Source organism: Streptosporangium sp. H16 (assembly GCF_051918855.1).
In the GTDB taxonomy this organism is placed as follows: domain Bacteria; phylum Actinomycetota; class Actinomycetes; order Streptosporangiales; family Streptosporangiaceae; genus Streptosporangium.
Map to the genome: position 1 here is coordinate 189,945 of NZ_JBPXMD010000007.1, position 18,885 is coordinate 208,829.

Genomic DNA, 18,885 nt, shown 5'->3' on the forward strand with positions numbered 1-18,885 from the left:
AGAAGGAAATGTCACACAAAGTAGCGAAAGGTTACGGTTGTATGTGTACTCTGCGACACTCTTATTGGTACCGTTGCGCGACGCTCTGATAGCGCAATAACCGCCACGAGGGGATAGTACGAGCACCATGCCCACCACACGCCAACCGCCACCCATCGCACGCCTCATCGAGGAGCGACGAAATAGTCCGGGGACGCTCAAGCGGGCCATCTCCGTACGCGCCGCCGCCACGCGCGCCTCCCAGCTGTCCGGCGAAGTATTCAGCGAAGCCAACTGGAGACGCATCGAAGCCGGTACCAAGAAGAAGATCAGCGACCGCGAAATCGTGTTCGCCGCCGCTGCGATCAACGACCTCTCGCGCACCGACGCCATCACCCCCGACGACATACGGAAGGCCGGCCACGACGCCGCGGCCGACCTGTTCAACGACTACATCAAGAACCAAGCCGAAGCGGACCCGGTGGCAGCGGCCATCGACCTGGACGTCACCCAAGAATCGGTGCTGCAGTACTTGGAGCGGATGCTGGAAGAGGTCCGCGCCTTCCCCGCGTCGGACAAGGATCGCGCCCGGATGGAGAAAGTCCTCTTGGCACAGTTCGACAGCACGCTGAAGTCCTTCGAAGCGCAGCTGCACATCTTGCGGCCGAGATGACCGTTAACGCAACCAGTAGCGACCGGCGTGCGTCCCGAGCTGGAACAGGGTCTCTACTCCCGCCCTCTGCTTCAGCCCGTCGACCTTCCGCTCCACCGTCCGCTTATGAACTTTCAGTGCGGTGGCGATCCGATCCACGGGGGCACCACCTGACAGCATCTCTACGATCAGCATCTCTTGCGTATCCAGATCCCGGCCGTTCTCTGTGAACTGGCCGGGATCTGTCTGCATCGGCAAGGCCTGGTCCCATTCGGTTTCGAACGCCGCGACCAGGAAGTCCATCAGCGTGCCGGGATGAACCAGCAACATCGGCCGACTATCGCGGTGACCCCGCGGGTACCTTGGCGTCATCGCCAGAGTCCGGTCACCGATGAGGAGCTTGTGAGGCAGGTGATCCGCTAGGCGGATCTCGCAGCCCCGCTCCACCGAATGCGTGAGTCCGGCGACCGCCGCGGCGTTGTCGAAGACGCGCTGCTCGTAGATGACCCGACATTTGGCCGGATGATCCTCGTCGGCGTCGGCGGACATGGCCGGTCCGCTCGGGGGACTCAGCGGCATGAAGGGATGCGTAACGATTTGCATGACCTCATGCCGCGCCGTGGCGTGGATGTGCTCGAAGTACTGCTGAATGCTGTCGAGCGTCGACAGCACCTCAACGGGATGGCCATCGGCCGGGGAGTTGCTGGCGTCGAACAGCTCGTCCAGCTCGTCGACGTAAGACATCAACTCCCGCAGCTGCGACTCCCTTTCCAAGAGGTCGCCTTGCAGCGCCCGCGAGGGGCGCCGCGCCACCGGCGGATCACTGTGGACCAGGCCCCGCTCCCGTAGCACCCACAGGTCGTTGTCGACTAAGTCCTGATCGACGTCCACCCCCAGCTTCCGAGCCAGGTCACTGTGGCTGGTGAACCCTTCGGTGAGCAGGTGCCGGTAGATGCTTTCCTGCCCTGCGCTGAGGCCGGGGACCCGGTGCAAAGTATCACTTCCTGTTGTCCGTTACCCGATGATCAGTTCAGCATGGCAGCCCTGTGTGACATTTCCCTGTGCATGTTGTTGAGGTTCTGTGCGTGACGTTGCCCAAGTGCGTACGCCTTTTGCAGGGCGATGCTGTGGAGATGCCACATGATGAGCACAACTGTGGTGGGTGCCGGGATGGTGACAACCCACATGAGCAGCAGGAGGACACCGTTCACGCTGACGTCTACGTCGTGGATGACGGGAAGCAGCGCGGTGCCAACTGCGGTGGCCCAGCCGACCATGGCCATGCTGAATGTGCTGATCAGCCAATGGCGATCACGGCGGGTCAAGGTGCCTCCAGGTCGACGAAGTGGTCTCAGCTGTCGATCTCGCGCTCTACATGCCGCCGGTGTGGCCGTTCGTCTGGTCCAGGGGGCCGCTCGGCGTCGGGGACGGGGTCAGGTCCGGGGTCCCGGCCGGCTCGGTGGTCACGGTCTGGGTGACGGTACTCGTGGTGACGGTCACGGTCTTGGTGACGGTCACGGTGCCGTTCGGGTTCGTCCTCCTACTCGTGGTCTCGGTACGGGTGTCAGTGACCGTCTTCGGGGTGAAGGTGGTCGGGCTCTGCGTGGGGGTCGGAGACGTCTCGGACGTCTCCGTCGGCGTGGGGGCGGGGGTGGGGTCGGCGTACGACGCAGGAGCCACGGCCACGGCCAGCAGTCCCGCGGTGGACACGGTGGCGAGGAGTCTGCGCAGGCCAAACGGGGTCTTCATGGTCTCTCCCAGGAGGTGATGCGAGATGGGCGGACGCTACTGACCGCCCGCCCCGATTGTTAGAGCGGTGTGTCACGCGCTCGATGAGTGACCATAGAAGTAGTTTCAGCCGCCCCTGTCTACGATTTCAGTGCGCCGTATTCCCGACATGCCACCTATACGACATGGAACGATTGAAGGGGACAAGCCGATCCGGCATGTCTCATTCCGCCTGAGGTGGACGAAACCGTAACGATGTAGGGTCATCCCAGGATGTAGACGTAGCGCGGCATCCGCCTCGCTGGCACTGTTGACATGTAAGTACAGAAAGTTGACAACGCGAGAAAGGCACCATGAGAGCAACAGCAACTGTGGTGGCCGTGATCACCTTGGCCTTCCTCGCCGGAACAGGTACGTACATCGTGATGGCCGAGGACACCCTGACCAATCTGACCGATGACGCCCCTGTCGCTACTGCTGTGTTTGCGGTACTGGCCTGCCTCGCAGCGGGAGCCGCAACCATGACAGTCCTCCGGCTCCGCCCCGTTCGGCCCACCAGAGCCGACGCCTACGAGCAGGGTCTCCAGGACGGTCGTACGGGAGACTGAGAATAGACACGGAGCCGCCGTGAACTGCAGCTTCTTGGCGGCTCCGCATGTCATTCCGGCTGGTCGCGCTTTGCAACGAACGTCCCTATGGCGGGAACTGTGTAGACCAGTCCTTGTTCCCGCAGCAGATCCATGGCGGCTCGGACGGTGTTCTTCGCCACGCCGTGCATTTCCATCATTTCGTTTTCGGACGGCAGCACCGTGTCGGGCTTGTACTCGCCGCTGTTTATCAGCTCAGTTACCTGCGCGGCCACCTGCTCAAACGGCCATGGGGGCCGAATTTGCGGGGCGTCTTCCGGGCCGACGAAGGACCCCTTGGCGTGCTCGGTGTAGATGACGTCCTCCTCGCGGAGCACAGCGAGAGCCCTGCGGATGGTCACCCGAGACACGTCGTGCTGCGTGGCGAGGTCGTCCTCTTTGGGCAGCAGCTGGCCTGGCTTGAGCACGCCGACCGCGATGTCGGCCTTGATGCTGGCCACGATCTGCCGGTAGACCGGCACGGGGCCGCGGTGTCCTCGTCGGTTCATGCCGAGCACGGTATTACATTCCAGGTACGTAAGCATACTTTCCCTATACAGGCTCCATGGGGCCGACCGCTGGAAACACGAAAGCCCCGACGCTGGCAGCGCCGGGACTTCGTCACGTCAGGGGCTTACGCCGCTGGCCGTTTGCTGCGTAGACGCGCGGCCACCGGGAGGTCGTCGCGGGCGGTGAAGGCCGCGATGAAGCCGCCGTCGCCCGTCGCGTATCCGCTGTCCTCCTCCTGGGTGAGCGCAACGTCGTACGCGCGGCGGCACGGCAGGCACACCACCAGGGGCGTCGTGTCGCGATCCAAGCTGACCCGCCGGTCGCAGCAGGGCACCACCGCGACCAGCGTGCGGGCCCGGCCCGGCTCGGTGTACCGCCGGATGACGGGCCGGGGCGACTCCGGCGGGGCCGGCTTCACCTTCTTGCGGAGAACGAAGCCGCTGGCGTACAGCTGCCCCTCGACCTTCGCGAACAGCTCGTCGGCGTGCTCCCGAAGGGCGGCCTGCATGGAGTCGCGGACCAGATCCGCCACGAGCCTCCACGGGTCGAGGCTCACGACTGCGGACCGAACTTCTCCGGGAGGCGCATCCAGTAGTCCGCGCCGAGGTCCAAGATGGCTTCCGTGTCCGCGAAGAAGTCCAGCGCCCATGCCATCGCGTCGTTCTCGTGCTGGTAGCCGACGCACACCGCGGCGCCGAGGCGGATCAGCTCGGCGGCCTGGCCGCCGGTCAGGCCGAGGTCGGTCAGGCCAGGGGGCTCGATTCCGAACCTCTCGGTGAGCGCCCGGACGATCTCCTGGGCTATGCGGCGGTCCGCGTCCGGGTCGTGCTCCTCGATCGCCGTGACCACCCTCTTGGCGTTGTCATAGTCGTCGAATTCGTAGTCGATATCGAACAGCTCGAGCGAGGTGCCGGGGTCGAAATCTTCGTCGTCACGCTCTTCAGCGACCTGACGGGCCGCACGGTGGATGCCGACGGGGTTTTCGTGCTGGCCGTTGATGGTGTTCGAGTCGATGTACACACACTCGTTGGAGTCTTCGGGAGTGACCCCAAGGAGGCCCACGACCTGCTGAATCTCCTTGCGGGTGATGTAGGCACTGACGTCCGTACCCATCTTCTTGTTCCTCTCGGTGTCGCTGCTGGCGGAAATGAGCGGGGCGGCGGCCAGCCGGCCGCCGCCCCGAGGTGAGCTGTCCTTACTCGGCGGCCTTCCGGTCGTCGTCGGTGAAGGCGAAGGTGCCGGTCCTCGTCCCGCGGGCCACCGTCATCCCGGCGCGGGTCATGCTCTCCTCCGTGCGGTCGGAGCCGTAGGAGAGCGTGGACTCGCGGCCGATCCCCATCCCGCCAGCGGCGCGGAACGCGTCCTGGTCAGCGCCGAGGAACACGAACTTCCAGCCGTACACCTCCGTCTGGCGGGCGATCCTCCGCTTGATCCGCTCCCGCGAGTACTCGCGGGAGACGTTCTCCTCGCCGTCCGTGAGGATGACCACGATGACCTGGTCAGGCCGGTCACCTTCGGGCATCTGCGCGAAGTGCTCCTTCATCCTGCGGATGCTCTGGCCGACAGCGTCGAGCAGTGCGGTGTAGCCATTCGGCTTCAGTTCGAACGCGGGGACGTTGTCCAGCGGCTGGTATTCGTACGCCACCCTCAGGGTGTTGCTGAAGGGGTACAGCGACACCGTGGTCTCGCTCGGGACGTCGCGCTGCTCCTGGAGGAACGCGGCCAGGCCGCTCTCCGTCTCCTTCTTGACGATGTACATAGAGCCGGACTCGTCGAGGATGAACGCGATGTGGGTCTTCATGGGGGTGTTCCTTCCGTGTTGGGTGGGGTCGGCGCTGCCGTGGGAATCAGAACCGATTCCCACGGCAGGCGATAGGTTTTCGGTGTCGAGGGCGGCTTCGTGCGCGTAGGTGCGGGGTCTAGCCATCGTGGTTCTCCTCCTGGCCGTGAAGGACATCGAGCACCTCGGCCGATTCGGCTTCCGCGTGGGTGATGAACGCCCGGACCCTGGCGTCGACACCGCTACGCGTCACCTTCACGTGCAGGTAACCAGCGAGGTACCAGTTCGGGTGTCGGTCGTAGCCGATCGGAACGCCCAGGAGCGCGCTCCACACGCGGAGCATGTCCAGTCGCGTGTGAAGAGGCGCCGTCCTGGGGTCCATGTCGCACAGCAGGACGCGCGTGTCGAGGTCGACACGCCATTCCGGGAGGCGCCCGCGGGGCAGCAGCCTCAGACCGCTGAGGGCTGCCGAGATCATGGGGTCAGGCATTTGTGGTCTCCTCCCGCTCGTCGAGCAGGTAGCCCGTGATGTCCTTGACGCGGTCGGGCGGCAGCAGGGCCAGCGCCCGCTCGCGCACCTTCGCAGGGTCGAGGGCCGGGCGGCCGTTGTTGGGGTAGAGGAGCGTACCGAGCATCCCGGCCGCGTAGCGCAGCCCATCGCACTTCTCCGAGACCCACGCCCAGTCACCACGCTGGAGCCCGGCGGCGACGCGGCCGGCGTAGTCGAGGAGTTCGGCGACCTGCTCGGCCACTTTCTTGTCGTGAGGAGTCACGGGGCTTCGATTCACCAGTTCCCCCTGGACTTCGTGCGGGCCGGGCGCCGGAGCGGGTGCCCCATGTCGCCGCCGTAGATGCGGACTTGGCGCTCCTCGTCGGCGGTGAGGACGACCGCTTTCAGCTCGGGAACACCGTCGCGGAGTGCGCGAGTGATGCGGTGCCAGCCGCCGATTGGGAAGTGCCCGGCATCGTCGATAGGCACGACGATGATCGGCTCCCTGAGGTCCGCCGTGGCGGCGGCGTCCTGGTCGACCAGGACCGTGGACAGGACCCCGGCCCACTCCTTCGCGACGAGGTTGCCGATGGGTTCGCGGCCAGCGGCGAAGGCCTTCGCCGCGGTGACGTCCCAGGCGTACGCGAGGTAGTAGAACTCCTCGCGCGGCGGGGTCACTGCTCCTCCGTGGCGGGCGGGACTTCGCCGATCTGGATGACGCCGTGGAAGGTGATCGGGAGGCCAGTGGCGCTGTCGTCCACCTGCAGCGCGAAACTCTCGGGGTTGTGCCAGGCGGTGACGGTGCGGGGGATGAGCCCGATGGCGCGCACCCGCCCCTGTCCGGCGGCGGCACGGACGATGAGCGGCGTCCTGAGCCGCCTGAACACGTAGTCCAGGGCGGCGCTGGCGTCGTCGACGTCGGCCAGGTTGAACTGTTCCATGGTGCTCCTCAGCTGTGGATGATGTTGATGGAGTCGGGGATCTCGACCTCGGCGCCGCACGCGTCGCACTCGAAGCGGTCGGTCTCGAAGGTGGTGGCTTCGTTGCTGGCGCTGAGCGTGTCGCCGTCCACGGTGAGCGTGTGGGCTTTGAACGCCTCGGCGAACTCGAGGACGCGGTCCTTGGAGGCGCAGGCCGGGCAGATCAGGTGCCCGTCGTGGATGAACGCGGCGGGCTTCTCGGGGTTCGGGGAGAGAATCCGCGCCCGGATGGCGAGGAGGTGGACCATCTCCTCGGGCTCCACGTCGGTCGGGGGCCGCAGGTCGAGGACGTTCGCGAAGGTCTCTTCGTCGCGGTCGCGCTCGTAGCTGTGGCTGATGAGGTTGGCCATTGCGTAGTCGCCGTCCGCGATGACTTCGACGATGACGCCGAGACCGCGGGTGTCGGCGTTCGTGAAGTCGACGAACTCGCCGCGCCTGCTGGAATCGGGACCGATTCCCACGGGGGCTGATGTGGTGGACATGTGGTTTCTCCGCTGGTCAGGGGGTTCGGTCGGTGGTGATCTTGCTTCGCTCTCTCGACCACCTTCGGTGATCATACCATGAATGAACGCATGTATACCTTTGCTGAACAAGTGGACATAACGTGCAAATCAGACAAAGCGTGTAAACGGAAAGGCGACAAGAACTGTAAAACGCCGTACCGTAGAAACACGCCACGCATCACCACCACAGCCACACCGCCAGCCACGGAGCCACGCCACATGCCCCGCACGAAAGCATCTGCGCCTCAGACTTCAGCCGCGTCGGAATCGGAACCGCTACCACGGCAACGCTCTGCACCGATACGGCATCGCAAAGCCGTCTGGACAGAGCTCAAGCAGACCGGCGCGCACCTCCGCGAAGACACCGACGCCCGGCTCACCACCTTCTGGGAGCAGACCCAGCGCAGCCTTCAAGATACGTTCGAAACCGCGATCAACGCCTACTGCAACAAGCTGCGCATCCCCAAGACCATGAAGCCCGACAGCGACCTGAAGATCCCCCGCAACCCTGACCTCGTACCTGCCGAGCCCAACGAATACACAACCCGCAAGATAGGCGTCCGACTCCAGCCCAACACCAGGGCTCGACTCGTGGCCGCCTGCAAGAAGGAACGGCTCGGCGGCACGGACCTCTTCAACGACGCGCTCAACGACTACTTCGACGACCTCGGCATCCCCGCCGCCGACAAGCTCGGCCCGGCCGCCGAAGAAGAGTGAAGCCCGCGGGATCGATCCCGCGGGCCGTTCGAGGAGTTGCACGTCAGTCGGGAGGAGCACTGCCCGGCCGGCGGACCCTCGCCTCCTTGACGTGGTTTCTGACCACATAGTCCGGGACGCCGATCCTCGCGGCGATCTCGCCTACCGGCTCGTCGGTGGTGCCGTACGCGGCCAGCAGGTCACGTTCCTGCTCTTCGGTGAGGCGCCACTTGGTGCGCGAAGGCTTCAGGCCGGGGGGCCTGCGCACGCCCAGTTTCTGAGCAGCGTTGACGACAGCGGTCACCTTCAGCTTCAGCCGCGAAGCGATCGACTCGACCGACTCTTCCGTCGGGTAAGCCTCCCGAATTGCGTTGAGCTGCTCATCGGTCAACTTGGGCACGGGTAGCTCCGTCCGGATATCTGAGCGGTGCGCCTTCAACCATTGCGGGCGGCGAGGATGTCCTGAAGGCCGTTCACCTCGACGCCCAGGGCTGGCAAGGTTCGTCCCTCTGGTCACCCCGAGAATATCGTTAACGGGCGCGGACCCTGCGGCCCGCGCCCGTCATTCCGCCCGTGCTACAGCTTCAGGACTGCGTCCCTCAGGCGCCACCCTTCGGCGGCTGGCAGAAGGCCGCCTTCGGGTTCGCATCCGTGCGGGCACACCAGGCCCTCCACTGCGCCGTAGAGGCGGCAGATCATCGGCCGCTCGTCATGCACCTGGCACCGGTTCTCGGCCGACAGGGCAGGGCAGACGACGTTCTCGCCACGGAGCATCCGATCAGCCGCATCCTGCCAATGCGGGAGGCGGAACCCGGCCGCCCGGGTCCGCTGCCCCTCGCGCGGCCCCTGCGGAATCACCGTGCAGGAGTGGTGACACAGGCCCTTGCAGCCGACGTCAGGCACCTGCGCGTACAGCTCGGCCAGGCGCGCGTCTTTCTCGGATCGCCTCATGAGGGGTCGGCGCCGCTTCTACTGCTTGTTCTTCTGCGTCTGGCGGGCCAGGCCGATGAAGCCGGCGCCAGGGGTGAACCTCGGCGTCCACGTCTCCTCGAACGGCACGACGTCCCCGCTGCTGGGGATACGTCCCTCACGCGGGGGCTTGTGGTTCAGTTCGAACTTGCCGAAGTTCTTGACGTTGACCGGCCTGCCGGAGGCCGTGGTCTGCTCGATGACGTTCAGGACGGCCTCGACGACCCTGACCCCTTCGGCCTTCTTCACGCCGAGCTGCTCCGCGACGGCCTCGGTGAGTTCCTTCTTGGTCATGCTCTTGATCGCGCTCTTGGTCACGTGCTCTCCCATAGCTCTTGTTGATATTGAAAGTAGGGCCCGGACAGACGTACCGTAAACCCCCATTGGGGCTTTTTTCGGACAGAACGGGCGCAGGCCAACAGCGGGAAGGAAACGCCGCAGGTCAGCGCCCGTCCAGCTTCGCTACGGGGTTTCCTGCTCCGCGAGGCGCCAGTAGGTGACCTTCTGCGGGGTGTCGTAGTAGAGGTTGGAGCGGACGCCGCTGGAAGAGGTGACGAGCCCTTCGCGTTCCATCCGCCCGAGGGTCGTGGCGGCGGTGGACGAGTGGCACCACCTGACCGCCACGCGGTTGATCACGCGGGCAAGCTCCCCCGAGGTGAACAACGAACGCGGGTACTTCTGCAGGTGGGCCAGGATCAGCGGGCACAACTCGCTGTACCGGCTCGTGCGCCGGTCGATGCCGCCCTGAATCTCGCGGGCGTACCGCTGGGCGGTGCGCTCGTCCACGTTGAGCAGCCGGGCCGCCGCCTTGACGGAACGGGTCTGCTCGAAGCAGAGCACGCGGAGGCGCTCAACGCGCTCCGCTCTGGTTTCCGGAGTTGCCTTGGTCATCGGGCAGCCTTTTCTGCATCGAACTCGTTGACGATCATTCCTCGGATCCCGTCACCGTCAAGCGGACCCGAAGGCGGGGGCGGACGCGACGAACGCGGCGGCCTGCGCCTGGATGACCTCCATGGGCGTGCTGGGCCAGGCCTCGGCGAGCGCGTCGATCAGCCGGTTCCAGTCGTAGGCCGTGTCCTCCACCGCCTCGGCGATGGTGACCGGATCGAGGCCTCCGTCGACGGCGAACTGAATGAATCCGGCCTGGTCCGATGCCCGCTCGATCAGGTACGGCAGGAGCTGCGGCATCCGGTAGTGCGTCGGCCTGCAGCACAGGAGGCAGGTCTCGGGGTTGATGGCAGACACGGTGATTCCTTTCATGTCAGGGTGGCGAAGAGGTCGAGCTGGGTGGCTTCGCGCGGTGGGGCGAGGACGTAGCCGCCGTCCCAGGGGTCGGAGGTGAGGAGGCGGTGGCCGAAGAAGGCCGACGAGGTGAAGACCTTCTTTCGCCAGCTCAGGACTTTGGGCAGGTTCTTGTTGGGGGCCTTCGTCAGGTAGGTGCCGTCAACGGAGTCCGCATCCATGAGGTGCGCGGCGTGCCGGTAGCGGAACAAGGAGTTGACCCGGCCGACGTGGATGTGTTTCCAGAGCGATGACGCGACCCGGCAGATGTTCGCCGCGGCGGGCGACAACTTCCACGCCGTCGACCCGCCCACGAACAAGCAGTCCGCCTCATCCCACGGATCCCAGGCGCTCAGCTCCATGTGGTCCTGCGCGACCAGCCCCGCCGGGAACCCCAGCTTGCGGATCTCCTCCAACATCGGGCGGGCCAACAGCTCGGTCTCGTACGCGTTGCCGACCACGTCGGGGGCGGCCACGAACAGGCACCGCTTCTCAACGTCGAACTTGTCGCGTAGCTTGCGCAGCCACTCCAGGAACTTCTTGCGGCCCGGGTACTTGCCGGTGAACACTCCGTTGTCGATGCCGACCATGCCTTCGGCGGGGATGCGGTTGCCTTGCGCCGGGGTGATGATGGCGCCGAGCCGGCCCGCGCGCATCTCCGCGCGAATCGGTTCGGTGCTCGGTGGCGTCAGGTACAGCGGCGGTCTCAGCACGTCGGCCGGTCAGACGCTGGTGACGAATCGTTCGATGTCGGCGCCCCTGATCGCCTCGACCACCGCACACATCAGCACTTCCGACATAAGCGGCGGGACGGCGTTGCCGATCAACCGCATCTGGGTTCGCTGGTCCTTCGGCGTGAGGATGTATCCAGCGGGCAGGGATTGGGCCCGCTTGAGCTCGGGCACCTTCAGCATCCGGAACCGGATCTTGTCGATGTCGAGGCGGCCATCCGGGGTGAGCAGCGCCCACCGGTCGCGAGTCGGGATCGTCCCGATCGTGTCGGACACCGGAAGGACGGCGCCTTTGCCGTAGTACGACATGAGCAGCGGCTCCGGCCCCGTCTCGAACTCGGGCGGGATGATCAGCCCGTGGTGATTGCCGCCCGCGGTGACCGCATGTACCGGGCTGACGTCGGCACGGCGGGCCTGGTGCTTGTCGCCGCCGCCGCGCATCGGAGTGACCAGCGGCGGCAGGAACGCTACCCCCGTCTCTCGCCGCGTCGTCTGCGTGCGTATCGGCTCGTCGGTTGAGGCCGCCGGCTTGTCCCGGCCTTCCAGCGGGACGACAAGGCCGGTGTTCTCCCGCGTGGTGACCGTCCGGATCGTCTCGTCCAGGCTGTACGGGTCGTTGTTCCAGGTGCCGCCAGTCGGGGTGAGGAAAGCTCCCCACTGCTTCATGGCGCCGATCTCGATCCGCTGCAGCGTGGCTTCTTCCATTCCGCGCGGCTTCTTCGCCGTCTTGGGCCGATCGCCGATCGGAGTGCCGAGGTCGGTCCAGTCGATGCAGTGCGACGCCGTAAGCACGGCCGGTTCCACGATCTGCCCACGGCAGGAGTGCAGCGGGCACCGGTAGACGTACTGGCCGGTCTTGATGCCGTAGACGCCCATGTCCTGGCCGAGCTTCTTCCACGACTGGACGGCCTGGATCCACCCCTCGTGCCGGGGACAGTAGGTGTGTGGCCGCATCCATTTGTCCCAGTCGGGTTCACGTCCGACGCTCTCGTGTACGGCCGCGAACAGCAGCCGGTTGCGGGACTGCATGCTTGGCAGGGTCAGCCGCGGCTGAATGTGCATCGAGTTGACCGCGAATAGCCGCCCGCCGGGGTAGCCGAGCTTTTTGAGCTCATCGATCCAACGGTCCCAGTACGCCCACAACCGGGCCTGCGGGACGTTCTCGATTCCGAAGCCGAGCACCGGCTTGCCGTGAACCTCCTGGCAGTGCCGCAGGTAGGTAACGGTTTCCTCCATGAGGGCGCGGGAACGGACGGCTTTCTTCTGTTCGTCGGTCAGTTCGCCGCCCCACAGCGCGAGCTGGTTCTCCTTGTCGAAGGTCCGCTTGACGCCCTTGGCGTTGCTGTAGTCCGGGCACGCCGGAGAGGACCAGAACAGCGGCGCGTACGGGAATTTATGGATCGCGTCTGCCTGCTGCACGTCGCCTAGCCAGTGCTCTCCCTCGGGGTGGTTGGCAGCGTGCGTATCGACACAGTCCTTGTCGTGGTTGGCGGCGAAACGGAGGCTCACGCCGGGGACTTGGCGGCTACCTTCGAAGTCGCCTCCGCCACCGGCGTATTGGACCGTCATCTTCAGGTCGTCGACGCCGACAAATCGGTTCAACATGTGGTGCTGTCCTTCGCATCATCAAGAGGGGAAGGCCCCGCCCACGCGGAAAGCGGGCGGGGCCGTACGATGTGCTGGAAGGGCGAGCCCGATAGGCACGGGCTCGCCCTCTACGCGTCGGCGAGCGCCGGGATGACCGCGATGACCGTCTTGACGTTGGCCCCGGACAGGGCGAAGGCGTCGTCGGGCAGCGTGATGAACTCGCCGCCGCGGGCCTCCATCAGGTCACGGAGCGCCGGGTAGCCCTTGTCCTTCCGGAACGTCACCCCGTTGGACATGACCGCGACGAGGCAGCCGCCCGGCTTGAGGAAGCTCAGGGCGTAGGAGACATGCGCGACGTCCTGTCCGTCGCTGAACGGCGGGTTCATCACCACCCGGTCGTAGGCGGGGTCCAGGAGGTCCCGGTCGACGGTGAGGAAGTCGCTGTGGAGGACCCTCCGGGCGTGCCCGCTGTCTCGGAGGAACGCCACCAGCTGCGGGGCCAGCTCCACGCAGTCGACGGTCGCGCCGAGCCCCACCGCCGCCGCCCGGAGGAGAGCCCCGGCGCCGGCGGACGGCTCCAGCACCGTCATGCCGGGCTGGACATGGGCGAGGTCAACGACCAGTTCCGCGATGTCCGGCGGGGAGACGAACGCCTCCAGGCGGCTCGGCACGGCGAGCAGCACGGTCTCGGCCTTCTTCTTCAGCTCCTCCAGGTCGACCGCCGAGGTAGGCGCCGTGACCTCGGGGTGCTTCTTGGCGGCGCGGGCGCGCGGCTTCGCGGCGAGCGTGACCGGCTCATCGCCGTGAGGGCACTCGACCTGCTTGATGTCGGTGAACTTCACCTTGTCGGGCCAGGAGTAGCCCGAAGGCACCGTCACCGTGACCTTGTTGACCTTCTGCACGACGCGGGCGCCGCCCCACGAGCGGATCGTGTCGCCGACGTGGACGTTGTGCTTTCCGTAGGAAACGTGGTCCCCGGCGTCGACTGCCGCCTGCAGCTGCGCGCGGTCGTATTCGAGCTGGTTCTCCAGCTGGGCTTTGCGGGCGAGCAGCTGCTCCCGGTAGTTGCCAGTGGCGGGCTTGTGGTCCTCGATGTAGTACGGCTCGCCAGCGTGGTCGAGGTGCCGCCGGGTGTAGCCGTCCAGGTTCTTCTGGATGACGCGCAGCTCAGACTCGGCGGTCTTGATGCGCCGCGCCGTCACGGCCGGCGTGGCCGAGTAGGCGGCGCTCCGGCCGACCGCGTTGGCGCGGCGCGCGACCTCGTTCGCTTCCTTGCTCTTGCTCAGGCCCGTCCGCATGGCCTGGTCGACCTTCTCGCGGTCGCGGCGGGCTCTCCCTTCGGAGTGGTGGCCGACGAGGATCGGCTGCCCTCCGGCGAAGCGCTCCGAAATCTGGTCCGCCCGGTTGAACGCGGCGTCGGCCTCGCCCCCGCGCTTTTCAGCTTTGCGCGCCAGGGCGTGGCGGCGATCGTCGAGCCGGTCGCCCTGGTCGGCGAGGACGTCGGCGCGGTCGCGGAAGGTGTCGTCGATCTCGACGGTCACCTCGTGCCCGGCGGCGCGCAGGGCCTCGGCCGCCGCGTTGATCCGGTAGCGGTCGGCGACCCGGTCACGCGACTGGCGGATGCCGATGGCACGGATCGACGGGAAGAAGCTGAAGCCGTGCTTCCGCACGATCTCGTAGACGCCGTCCCCCTTCCGGGAGCCGTCGAGCAGGGTTCCTTCTTCGTGGTTGTGGCTGATGGTGATCACGGTTCTCCTTGTGGGAATCAGTTCCGATTCCCGAGCGCCGACCCCGCCCGAGCGGAGCCGGCGCGCGGGGGTGGGTCAGAAGGGGACGTAAAGCAGGTCGTACCAGTGGCGCAGGTCGCTCAAGGTCAGGTGGCCGAGGAACACCTCGTGGTGGACGCCGCACTCGATTTCGCCGTCCTCGTCGCGGCAGATCATGGGCTTCAAGCCGAGGTAGAACATCGCCTTGGCCTGGACGGGGATGATCCGGTGGCCGGAGTGCTCGGTGATCGCGTGCTCGGGATCGCCGGGCGCGGCCACCATGTAGTCCAGCAGGGGCGCCCACCTGTACTTGGGGAGGTCGGTGGGCTGACCGGCCATCAGCGGTCCGTCCGGGCTGTAGGTGATGAACCACTCACCTCCGCCCAGCTGGGCGGCCCATCCAGCGAGGCACAGCGTGGTGCCGCACCAGCCAGGCATGCAGAGTTCGTTACGCCAAACGCGCTGGTCCCACAGCGTGATCGGCGTGCGCGGGTCGGGGTCGACGGATCCGGCCTTGATCCGCTCCTTGAGGGCCTGGGCCTCCTCGATGGCGGCGATGCTGGCGGCCAGCAGCGGCTCTCCGCGCAGAGGCGCAGTCAGGGTGGTCATGAGGGTTTCCTTCCTGTTGGTGGCGTGGGAATCGGTTCCGCTTACATCGAGTGGTTGGCGGTGGACCGCTCGGTGATGTCGACGGAGGCGACGCCGTGGACCACGCGGAGCCGCTCACGCAGAACCGACATCGCCGCCGTGTAGTGGTTGCCGCGGTACTCGTCGACGGGCTTCCCGTCCGGGGTGAGGATGGTCAGCTCCCACGCCCCGGCTTCGCGCTCGGGCACGTTGCGGTAGACGGCCTTCTCCACGAGGCGGTCATCGACGAGCAGCCGCACGTCGCCGTGGTTGCCTCGCATGGGGTCGTGCTCGATGACGGCGTTCACGCGGCGGCTCCTTCGAGCTGGATGTGGGTGGTGGACGGCTCGCCCACGCTGCGGTCGTCGTAGCGGACGAGGACTCGCACGTCCCCGTCCGGCGTCGGCCGGATGTAGCTGACCGCGCCGGGCCGGCCGCCACAAACAACGCGGGTACCGGCCGGGAACTCGGACATCCGCTGACGGTTGCCTCGGAGGTACTGGTCGACCATGGTCACCGACAGGGCGCCGATGGAGTTGCTGCCGGGCTGCTTGATGGTGGCGTAGCGCGGGGCCTGGCTGTCGAAGCTCACGGTCATTTCCCAGTCGTCTCGGGTGAAGACCAGGTGCGTGAGCCCGTCGCCGTACGACGGTTCGGAGGTGACGGCCCAGCCGGTCAGTCCGGCTTTCGTCGTCATGATCATGCGGCCGGGGGCGCCCATCTCACGACTCCTGCGGGAGGTCGTTGAGCAGCTTGCGGATCTTGACCGCGCCCTCGGCGGTCTTGGTCCTGCCGTTGAGCTGGTTGGTCATGGACAGTCGCAGCGCCCGCCCCTTCGCCGCGCTGACGTCCATGGTGCCGAAGTGCACGCTCCGGTAGAAGGTCAGCGTGTAGCGGGCCCGGCTGGGCTCGTCGGGGACGCTGACGGTGAATCCCGCGCCCTTGAGCTGCTTGATGATCTGGGTGGCGGTGCGGTTCGGCTGGTACGGCATGGTGTGGTCCTTTTCTCTACAGGCCGGGGTCGGCGTCGGAGTAGCAGTTGCCGAAGCCGTCCATGTCGGGGCTGTCGTCGGTATAGAAGCCGGCTTCGTCGTCGTAGTCGTCGGGGTAGCGGCTGGTGTCGAGCATCCGAAGTCCTTTCAGAGGGGCAGGCACGCCCAGGCCGGGCGGCCCATGGTGGTTAGCGGCCGAGGTTGGGGAAGTACGTCTTGCGGCAGACGGGCCCGATGCCGAGAGACACCGACGTCGGGTCGCTCAGCAGCCGGAAGCACATGCAGCAGATCCCGAACTGCTTGCCGAACGAGGCCGCGGCGTCCTGGCCGATCGCGTCGGCGGGGGTGAGCTCTCGGAGGGAGATGCCCGCGGGCCTGCGGCGGACCTTCTTGCCGACGACTTCGATGCGCTTCACCTGCAGGAGCCCGTACCGGCGGCTCTTCTTGACCTCGAAGACGCGGTCGTTCTTCGTGTAGACGCCGGGCTCAAGGATGGTGGCGGTCATGTGGTGGTGCCTTTCCGGGGGTTAGTAGTACGAGGGGTAGGCGATCTCGCTTTCGTAGGCGCGGCGTCGCGCCTCGCGGCACTGGTCGTCGTCGCACACGGAGTACTCGTAAGGGCCGTCGCAGTCGTGCTCCCAGCCGCGCGGCCGGGCGCGGCACCAGGAGCAGGCGTTGGCGGCGCGGAGCCTGGTGACTGGGGTGACCTGGATGTGCAGGCCGGAGCCGCGCGCGGCCCGGATCAGCTTCGCCACGTGGTGCGTGTCGCTGATGTGGGTTGGCTCGTACCAGTCCTCTTCCGGCAACGCGATCCGGTACGTACGGTGGGCTTCGACGACCTGCTTCATGATCTTCCGTTCGGCTCGGCGTTTTACGGTGGTTTCGTACGTTAAGATCAGAAACGTCCAGCTTTCACCGGGCTGGCTGATTCGCTGTTGGTGGTTGGTGTTGAGATGGCCGGACCTGTGGCGGGTCCGGCCATCGGCGCGTTCAGGCGCGGAGGACGGCGACGCTGTAGTGGTTGATCGCCTCGATCCAGACGCCGCCCGGCAGCTCGATCGGCGGGAACTCGTAGCCGCTCTCCCAGTCGGTGCCGCCGTAGGGGACGTACTGGGGCCAGTTGTACGGGTCGCCTTCCCACGCGATGACTCGGCCGTCGACGTCGTCCCATCCCTCTTCCATCAGGACCGGGTCGGCTCCGAAGAGGTTCGCTATGGCGAGACGGACCTGCTCGGCCTGGGCTTCGGTGACGGTCCCGGTTGCGGTGGTCATGCCGGTCACCGGCCCGTCTGGCAGGCGAACAGGGCGGCGCTCATCGTGCAGCCCTCATTGATGGCGTGGAGGATCGCCTCGACGGCCATCCCCCGGGGCCAGCCGATGACGCGGAGGAGTCGGATCAGCGCCTCGTGGGTGTGTCCGTACACGCCATCGGTTTCGCGGCACCCCGTCTGATTGGGCAAGCCGTGGACGTCGGAGGCGTTGGCGAGGCGCATCACGGCCAACAGGTGCTCAGCCATCTCAACGCCAGCGGGGACGGCGGCCGGCGGCTGTCCGACCGGCGGGGTCTCGACCTCCGGGTCGTCGTAGTAGGCGACGATGCCGTCGATGAACTCGGCCAGGTGCTCGGCGGCGATGTCGTCGAACTTCGCGTTCTCGTACGGGTAGCGGTCCTTGCCGGTCTCGCGCAGGATCCGCGTGGCGAGGTCGTCGAAGAGGAACCCCGCGATGTCGTTCACCCCGGCGAGGTAGTCGGGGCGGCTCTCGTCGATCCATACGCTGCGGGCGTTGGCGAACCAGGCGATGGTGTCGATGGCCTTGCTGCCGATGTTCTCCTTCGCCGCGTTCCTGCAGGCGTGGGCGGCGTCAGAAACGGTGGGCAGGATGTTCGCGTACATCAGGGGTCCTTAATGTGAGCGGCCCCGCGAAGTGTTCGCGGGGCCGGTGATCGGTGGGGTGGGCGGTCAGGGGTTAGAGGTAGCCGCCCTGCTCGAAGACGGCCTGCTCGATCGGCTGGCCGGTGCTGAGTGCGTAGTCGATCGAGTAGCCAGCCTCGACCGGCTCCACCGACTGCGTGCCGAGCAGAGCGACGAGCGCTCGCTTGAGGTCTGCGTGGATCTCGGCGTATTCAGGCTGGGTGCCGTCGTCGAGCTGAGCGACGATGCGCAGGCTGGTCAGGAGCTGGTCGGCGAGGGCGATCGGCTCGACGCTGACCGCCGCCCAGCTGTCGATCATGGCGCCGCAGTCGACAGCGCTGCACGCGTAGTGGCCCAGCCAGTTCTCGTCAGGGTCGGTCCAGACGCCTTCCGGGGTGACCTCGCGGAATCCGGCGTACGAGGGGGTGTTGCCGCAGTAGCAGGTCAGGTCACTGTTGCCGTCGAGGACGACGAACTTCCGGCGCGTGCTGTTCACTTCCGGAATCCGGAGCGGAACGACGAACTTGGGCGCGGTGGTGGTCACTGCCGGTGCTCCTTAATGTGATCGGCCCCCCGAACGATGTGTTCGGGGGGCCGGTGCTGGATTGCGTGGGAATCGGAACCGCTATCCACGAGCGAGGATGCCATAAGCGGTGGAGATCGCCGCCGCGATGACCTGGCTGCCCTGGTAGTGGCTCAGGTCGTCGTAGGTGCCGCCGTCCTCGTCGACGTAGTCCGAGGCGATGAAGCGCGCCACGGCGCGGATGCGGTCGCTCACGTCCTGGAGCGCGCGGTTCCATTCGTCGGCGGTGGTGGTCTTGCCGCTCATGAGGTGAGCGGTGGCGGACCACTCGATGGCCTCGATGGTGTGGGTGGTGCTGGCCTGGGCGTCCTGCGCGTCTTCGGCTACGTCGGCGGGGAGGGGGACGTGGAACTCGGCGGTGTCGAGTGTGGCGGTCACGTTGTTCTCCGGGGGTGTTTGCGCTGGTAGGGAGCTTTTCGATCTTGCAACGTACTGTTTTGATCATATCAGCTCACAGGACCAATGTGTACCTTCAAGGAACCAGCTTGATCA

General features: G+C 66.3%; 32 protein-coding genes. 2 read left to right on the forward strand and 30 right to left on the reverse strand.

Annotated features, from left to right (window positions below):
* Positions 1–127 precede the first annotated feature (127 nt).
* Positions 128–652 (forward strand): hypothetical protein, encoded by a 525-nt coding sequence (locus tag ACTOQ2_RS14465; RefSeq protein WP_440100081.1) that lies wholly within the window; start codon positions 128–130, stop codon positions 650–652.
* A gap of 3 nt (positions 653–655) precedes the next feature.
* Here the strand turns inward: ACTOQ2_RS14465 and ACTOQ2_RS14470 are convergent, their stop codons facing one another.
* The 12 genes from ACTOQ2_RS14470 to ACTOQ2_RS14525 all read right to left on the reverse strand — a co-directional run bounded on the left by ACTOQ2_RS14470 (position 656) and on the right by ACTOQ2_RS14525 (position 7,227).
* Positions 656–1,624 (reverse strand): hypothetical protein, encoded by a 969-nt coding sequence (locus ACTOQ2_RS14470; RefSeq protein WP_440100082.1) that lies wholly within the window; start codon positions 1,622–1,624, stop codon positions 656–658.
* A gap of 32 nt (positions 1,625–1,656) precedes the next feature.
* The gene (locus ACTOQ2_RS14475; protein WP_440100083.1) at positions 1,657–1,956 is read right to left on the reverse strand and encodes a hypothetical protein; all 300 of its coding nucleotides are present in this window, start codon (positions 1,954–1,956) and stop codon (positions 1,657–1,659) included.
* Between the two features lie 46 nt (positions 1,957–2,002).
* Positions 2,003–2,380 carry a hypothetical protein gene (locus ACTOQ2_RS14480; RefSeq protein ID WP_440100084.1) on the reverse strand — a complete coding sequence of 126 codons (378 nt, stop codon included), beginning with the start codon at positions 2,378–2,380 and terminating at the stop codon, positions 2,003–2,005.
* A 637-nt stretch (positions 2,381–3,017) separates the two neighbouring features.
* On the reverse strand, positions 3,018–3,494 hold the full coding sequence (locus ACTOQ2_RS14485; protein ID WP_440100085.1) for a GntR family transcriptional regulator: 477 nt from the start codon (positions 3,492–3,494) through the stop codon (positions 3,018–3,020).
* 125 nt (positions 3,495–3,619) lie between these two features.
* Positions 3,620–4,051, reverse strand: coding sequence for a hypothetical protein (locus tag ACTOQ2_RS14490; protein ID WP_440100086.1), 432 nt, complete (start codon positions 4,049–4,051; stop codon positions 3,620–3,622).
* Positions 4,048–4,608 carry a hypothetical protein gene (locus ACTOQ2_RS14495; protein WP_440100087.1) on the reverse strand — a complete coding sequence of 187 codons (561 nt, stop codon included), beginning with the start codon at positions 4,606–4,608 and terminating at the stop codon, positions 4,048–4,050. Before ACTOQ2_RS14495 ends, ACTOQ2_RS14490 begins: the two co-directional genes overlap by 4 nt.
* Positions 4,609–4,690: 82 nt before the next feature.
* Positions 4,691–5,296, reverse strand: a complete 606-nt coding sequence (locus tag ACTOQ2_RS14500) for a vWA domain-containing protein (RefSeq protein WP_440100088.1) — start codon at positions 5,294–5,296, stop codon at positions 4,691–4,693.
* Positions 5,297–5,414: 118 nt separating this feature from the next.
* A complete protein-coding gene (locus ACTOQ2_RS14505) occupies positions 5,415–5,765 on the reverse strand; it encodes a hypothetical protein (RefSeq protein ID WP_440100089.1) in 351 nt (116 codons plus the stop codon).
* Entirely contained in the window at positions 5,758–6,048 is a 291-nt protein-coding gene (locus ACTOQ2_RS14510; protein ID WP_440100090.1) for a hypothetical protein, read from the reverse strand. Before ACTOQ2_RS14510 ends, ACTOQ2_RS14505 begins: the two co-directional genes overlap by 8 nt.
* 11 nt (positions 6,049–6,059) lie before the next feature.
* Positions 6,060–6,443, reverse strand: coding sequence for a hypothetical protein (locus ACTOQ2_RS14515; RefSeq protein WP_440100091.1), 384 nt, complete (start codon positions 6,441–6,443; stop codon positions 6,060–6,062).
* Positions 6,440–6,706, reverse strand: a complete 267-nt coding sequence (locus ACTOQ2_RS14520) for a hypothetical protein (RefSeq protein ID WP_440100092.1) — start codon at positions 6,704–6,706, stop codon at positions 6,440–6,442. The genes ACTOQ2_RS14515 and ACTOQ2_RS14520 overlap by 4 nt, the downstream gene beginning before the upstream one ends.
* A gap of 8 nt (positions 6,707–6,714) precedes the next feature.
* A complete protein-coding gene (locus ACTOQ2_RS14525) occupies positions 6,715–7,227 on the reverse strand; it encodes a hypothetical protein (RefSeq protein ID WP_440100093.1) in 513 nt (170 codons plus the stop codon).
* A gap of 240 nt (positions 7,228–7,467) precedes the next feature.
* Between ACTOQ2_RS14525 and ACTOQ2_RS14530 the strand changes: the two genes are divergently transcribed.
* Entirely contained in the window at positions 7,468–7,965 is a 498-nt protein-coding gene (locus ACTOQ2_RS14530) for a hypothetical protein (protein WP_440100095.1), read from the forward strand.
* 43 nt (positions 7,966–8,008) lie between these two features.
* Here ACTOQ2_RS14530 and ACTOQ2_RS14535 read toward each other — a convergent pair whose 3' ends face one another.
* From ACTOQ2_RS14535 to ACTOQ2_RS14620, 18 genes are all read right to left on the reverse strand, one after another.
* Positions 8,009–8,344, reverse strand: coding sequence for a hypothetical protein (locus tag ACTOQ2_RS14535; protein WP_440100096.1), 336 nt, complete (start codon positions 8,342–8,344; stop codon positions 8,009–8,011).
* Between the two features lie 176 nt (positions 8,345–8,520).
* Entirely contained in the window at positions 8,521–8,895 is a 375-nt protein-coding gene (locus ACTOQ2_RS14540; protein ID WP_440100097.1) for a YkgJ family cysteine cluster protein, read from the reverse strand.
* Positions 8,896–8,913: 18 nt separating this feature from the next.
* Positions 8,914–9,243 carry an HU family DNA-binding protein gene (locus ACTOQ2_RS14545; RefSeq protein ID WP_440100098.1) on the reverse strand — a complete coding sequence of 110 codons (330 nt, stop codon included), beginning with the start codon at positions 9,241–9,243 and terminating at the stop codon, positions 8,914–8,916.
* A 132-nt stretch (positions 9,244–9,375) separates the two neighbouring features.
* On the reverse strand, positions 9,376–9,804 hold the full coding sequence (locus tag ACTOQ2_RS14550; protein WP_440100099.1) for a hypothetical protein: 429 nt from the start codon (positions 9,802–9,804) through the stop codon (positions 9,376–9,378).
* Positions 9,805–9,861: 57 nt separating this feature from the next.
* Positions 9,862–10,158: a hypothetical protein gene (locus ACTOQ2_RS14555; RefSeq protein WP_440100100.1), complete on the reverse strand. Its 297-nt coding sequence runs from the start codon at positions 10,156–10,158 to the stop codon at positions 9,862–9,864.
* Positions 10,159–10,169: 11 nt separating this feature from the next.
* The gene (locus ACTOQ2_RS14560) at positions 10,170–10,907 is read right to left on the reverse strand and encodes a hypothetical protein (protein ID WP_440100101.1); all 738 of its coding nucleotides are present in this window, start codon (positions 10,905–10,907) and stop codon (positions 10,170–10,172) included.
* Positions 10,908–10,916: 9 nt separating this feature from the next.
* A complete protein-coding gene (locus tag ACTOQ2_RS14565; RefSeq protein WP_440100102.1) occupies positions 10,917–12,530 on the reverse strand; it encodes a hypothetical protein in 1,614 nt (537 codons plus the stop codon).
* A 110-nt stretch (positions 12,531–12,640) separates the two neighbouring features.
* A complete protein-coding gene (locus ACTOQ2_RS14570; RefSeq protein WP_440100103.1) occupies positions 12,641–14,260 on the reverse strand; it encodes a DUF3560 domain-containing protein in 1,620 nt (539 codons plus the stop codon).
* A 75-nt stretch (positions 14,261–14,335) separates the two neighbouring features.
* Positions 14,336–14,887, reverse strand: a complete 552-nt coding sequence (locus ACTOQ2_RS14575) for a hypothetical protein (RefSeq protein ID WP_440100104.1) — start codon at positions 14,885–14,887, stop codon at positions 14,336–14,338.
* A gap of 41 nt (positions 14,888–14,928) precedes the next feature.
* Positions 14,929–15,213 (reverse strand): hypothetical protein, encoded by a 285-nt coding sequence (locus ACTOQ2_RS14580; RefSeq protein ID WP_440100105.1) that lies wholly within the window; start codon positions 15,211–15,213, stop codon positions 14,929–14,931.
* Positions 15,210–15,626, reverse strand: coding sequence for a hypothetical protein (locus ACTOQ2_RS14585; RefSeq protein ID WP_440100106.1), 417 nt, complete (start codon positions 15,624–15,626; stop codon positions 15,210–15,212). The genes ACTOQ2_RS14580 and ACTOQ2_RS14585 overlap by 4 nt, the downstream gene beginning before the upstream one ends.
* Before the next feature lies 1 nt (position 15,627).
* Positions 15,628–15,897 carry a hypothetical protein gene (locus tag ACTOQ2_RS14590; protein WP_440100107.1) on the reverse strand — a complete coding sequence of 90 codons (270 nt, stop codon included), beginning with the start codon at positions 15,895–15,897 and terminating at the stop codon, positions 15,628–15,630.
* 188 nt (positions 15,898–16,085) lie between these two features.
* Positions 16,086–16,403 (reverse strand): DUF6011 domain-containing protein, encoded by a 318-nt coding sequence (locus ACTOQ2_RS14595; protein ID WP_440100108.1) that lies wholly within the window; start codon positions 16,401–16,403, stop codon positions 16,086–16,088.
* Positions 16,404–16,424: 21 nt separating this feature from the next.
* Positions 16,425–16,745, reverse strand: a complete 321-nt coding sequence (locus ACTOQ2_RS14600) for a hypothetical protein (RefSeq protein WP_440100109.1) — start codon at positions 16,743–16,745, stop codon at positions 16,425–16,427.
* 142 nt (positions 16,746–16,887) lie between these two features.
* Positions 16,888–17,169: a hypothetical protein gene (locus tag ACTOQ2_RS14605; RefSeq protein ID WP_440100110.1), complete on the reverse strand. Its 282-nt coding sequence runs from the start codon at positions 17,167–17,169 to the stop codon at positions 16,888–16,890.
* Positions 17,170–17,174: 5 nt separating this feature from the next.
* On the reverse strand, positions 17,175–17,792 hold the full coding sequence (locus ACTOQ2_RS14610; RefSeq protein WP_440100111.1) for a hypothetical protein: 618 nt from the start codon (positions 17,790–17,792) through the stop codon (positions 17,175–17,177).
* 73 nt (positions 17,793–17,865) lie between these two features.
* On the reverse strand, positions 17,866–18,354 hold the full coding sequence (locus ACTOQ2_RS14615) for a hypothetical protein (RefSeq protein WP_440100112.1): 489 nt from the start codon (positions 18,352–18,354) through the stop codon (positions 17,866–17,868).
* 81 nt (positions 18,355–18,435) lie between these two features.
* Entirely contained in the window at positions 18,436–18,771 is a 336-nt protein-coding gene (locus ACTOQ2_RS14620; protein ID WP_440100113.1) for a hypothetical protein, read from the reverse strand.
* Between the last annotated feature and the right edge of the window lie 114 nt (positions 18,772–18,885).